The sequence below is a fragment of the Stenotrophomonas sp. Sm2128 genome, assembly GCF_030985535.1.
Lineage (GTDB): Bacteria > Pseudomonadota > Gammaproteobacteria > Xanthomonadales > Xanthomonadaceae > Stenotrophomonas > Stenotrophomonas maltophilia.
Genome location: NZ_JAPTFQ010000148.1, coordinates 1 through 2,820, shown reverse-complemented (window position 1 = coordinate 2,820; position 2,820 = coordinate 1). Strand labels below are relative to the sequence as shown.

The 2,820-nt window shown below is 69.0% G+C and carries 2 protein-coding genes; both read right to left on the bottom strand.

Annotated elements, in window-relative coordinates:
* Nucleotides 1-228: 228 nt before the first annotated feature.
* Nucleotides 229-2,340 carry an ATP-dependent DNA helicase RecG gene (gene recG / locus O0K41_RS22135; RefSeq protein ID WP_005410874.1) on the bottom strand — a complete coding sequence of 704 codons (2,112 nt, stop codon included), beginning with the start codon at nucleotides 2,338-2,340 and terminating at the stop codon, nucleotides 229-231.
* A gap of 7 nt (nucleotides 2,341-2,347) precedes the next feature.
* Nucleotides 2,348-2,734 carry a RidA family protein gene (locus O0K41_RS22130; RefSeq protein ID WP_005410875.1) on the bottom strand — a complete coding sequence of 129 codons (387 nt, stop codon included), beginning with the start codon at nucleotides 2,732-2,734 and terminating at the stop codon, nucleotides 2,348-2,350.
* Nucleotides 2,735-2,820: the final 86 nt, after the last annotated feature.

Here is a 2,820-nt window from a genome sequence, read left to right as displayed (position 1 = left end):
GTTGCGGGGGACGCCGTAAACCCATCCTTGGGGGCTTGGCCGCGGCATCCATGCCGCGGACACCCCCGCAACCGGACCCACCCCGCCTTCGACAGCTTTTCGCGGCTGTTGGTGGGTGTCGACCTTGGTCGACACATCCATGCAATGCGTGGATGAACATGGAGTAGATCCACGCCACGCGTGGATGCGTGGATGCGTGGACCAAGGTCCACACCCATCAAGGTGGCGCTACGCCGAGGCGTAACGCACGGCGGTGCCGATCCAGCGCTGCACCACACGATCGGCCAGCGCGGGTTGCTGGTCCAGCAGGCGCTCGGCCAGGTCATGCACGCCGGGCAGCAGGCCGGCGTCGCGGGCCAGGTCGGCGATGCGGAAACCGGCCAGGCCGGTCTGGCGGGTGCCCAGCAATTCACCGGGACCACGCAATTCCAGATCCTTTTCGGCGATGACGAAACCATCGTTGGTTTCGCGCATGGTCTGCAGGCGCTCGCGTGCCATCTGCGAGAGCGGTGCCTGGTACAGCAGCACGCAGCGCGATACCGCCGAACCACGGCCGACGCGGCCGCGCAGCTGGTGCAGCTGGGCCAGGCCCAGGCGCTCGGCGTTCTCGATCACCATCAGCGAGGCGTTCGGCACATCCACGCCCACTTCAATTACCGTGGTCGCCACCAGCAGGTCGATGTCGCCGGCCTTGAACGCCACCATCGTCGCCAGCTTTTCGGCGGCTTTCAGGCGGCCATGCACCAGCCCCACGCGCACGCCCGGCAACAGCGCCTGCAGCGATTCGTAGGTGGCCTGCGCCGGGGTGGCATCCAGTTCTTCGCTTTCCTCGATGAGGGTGCACACCCAGTACACCTGCCGCCCTTCCTGGCAGGCCAGTGCGATGCGCTCGATCAGCTCGGGACGACGATCGTTGTTGAGCGCGACGGTCTGCACCGGGGTACGGCCCGGCGGCAGTTCGTCGATGGCCGACACATCCAGGTCCGCGTATTCGGACATCGCCAGCGTGCGCGGAATCGGCGTGGCGGTCATCACCAGCTGGTGTGGCACGCTGTTGCCGCCTGCGCCCTTGTCGCGCAGCGCCAAGCGCTGGTGCACGCCGAAGCGGTGCTGCTCGTCGACGATGGCGAGCGCCAGATCCTGGAATACCACCGCCTCCTGCATCAGCGCGTGGGTACCAACCACCACCTGCGCTTCGCCGCTGGCGACCTGCTCCATCACCTTGGCGCGCGCCTTGCCGGTGACTTTGCCGGCCAGCCAGGCGATGCGCACACCGAGCGGTTCCAGCCAGCCGCGCAGGTTGTTGAGATGTTGTTCGGCCAGCAGCTCGGTGGGCGCAGCCAATGCAACCTGCTTGCCCTGCTCCACCGCCAGCATCGCCGCCAGCGCGGCGACCACGGTCTTGCCGGAGCCCACATCGCCCTGCACCAGCCGCAGCATCGGGCTGGGCCGCGCGAGGTCTTCGCGGATCTGCTTGAACACGCGCGCCTGCGCGCCGGTCAGGGCGAACGGCAGCTGCTTCAGCAGCGCCTTGGCCAGTTTGCCGGGGCCGGCCAGCGGCGGCGCATGGTGCGCCTGCAACGCGATGCGCTGGCGACGCAGGCTGAGGTGGTGGGCCAGCAGCTCTTCCATCGCCAGGCGGCGCTGCGCCGGGTGGGTGCCGGCGGCCAGCGCGGCCAGATCGGCATCTGGTGGCGGCCGGTGCACGGTCAGCAGCGCGCTGCGCAGTGACGGCAGGCCGAGGCCATCGAGCCAGCCGCTGGGCAGCAGTTCCAGCGCGCTTTCCTCGGGCAGGCGGTCCAGCGCCTGGCCGATCAGCTTGCGCATGGTCATCGGACCGACGCCTTCGACGGTGGGATACACCGGGTCGAGGCGGTCGCCGAGTTCGGGATCGTCGTTGCGGCCCAGCACCTGGTAGCTGGGGTGGACGATTTCCAGGCCGAGCTGGCCCGGTTTGGGCGTGCCGAAGCAGCGCAGCCGATTGCCGACCGCGAACTGGCCGACCTGCTGCTGGCGGAAGTGGAAGAAGCGCAGCACCAAAGTGCCCCGCCCTTCGTCTTCCACCGCCACTTTCAGCATCGGCCGGTAGCGCATGCCGCGCTCGACCGCGACCACCCGCCCTTCCACCTGCGCCGGTACGCCGTTGCGCAGGTCTTCGATGCGGGTCAGCCGGGTCCGGTCTTCATAGCGCAGCGGCAGATGAAGCCAGAGATCCTGCAGGGTGGCCAGGCCACGCGCCTGCAGTTTGGCGGCCACGGCCGGACCGACGCCCGCGAGCATCGCCAGGGATGCTTCGCCGGACGGTGACAGGACCGGGGTGACCGCCGCCTTGCGTGCCACGTGGCGGTCAGTCGATGACCATCACCGCGTCGACCTCGAAGTTGGCGCCCTTCGGCAGGCCGGAGACTTCGATGGTGGAACGGGCCGGGTACGGGGCCTGGAAGTAGTCCTGCATGACCGCGTTGACCTTGGCGAACTCGCCCAGATCGGTCAGGTACAGGCCCAGACGCACGACCTTGTCCAGCGAGCCACCAGCGGCTTCGGCCACGGCCTTGAGGTTGTCGAAGGCGCGGCGGGCCTGTGCTTCGACGTCACCCGCGCCGACGATGTCGCCGGTGGCCGGGTCGAGCGGGATCTGGCCGGAGAAATACACGGTGTTGCCGGCGCGCACGGCCTGCGAGTACGGGCCGATGGCGGCGGGGGCCTTTTCGGTGTTGATGATCTGGCGGGACATGGGTCGCTCCGGTGCTTGGGGGAAAACAGAGCGGTGATTGTACCGGGTGGGCGCGGCATCGGCTGGGGGGGGGGGGGGGGGGGGGG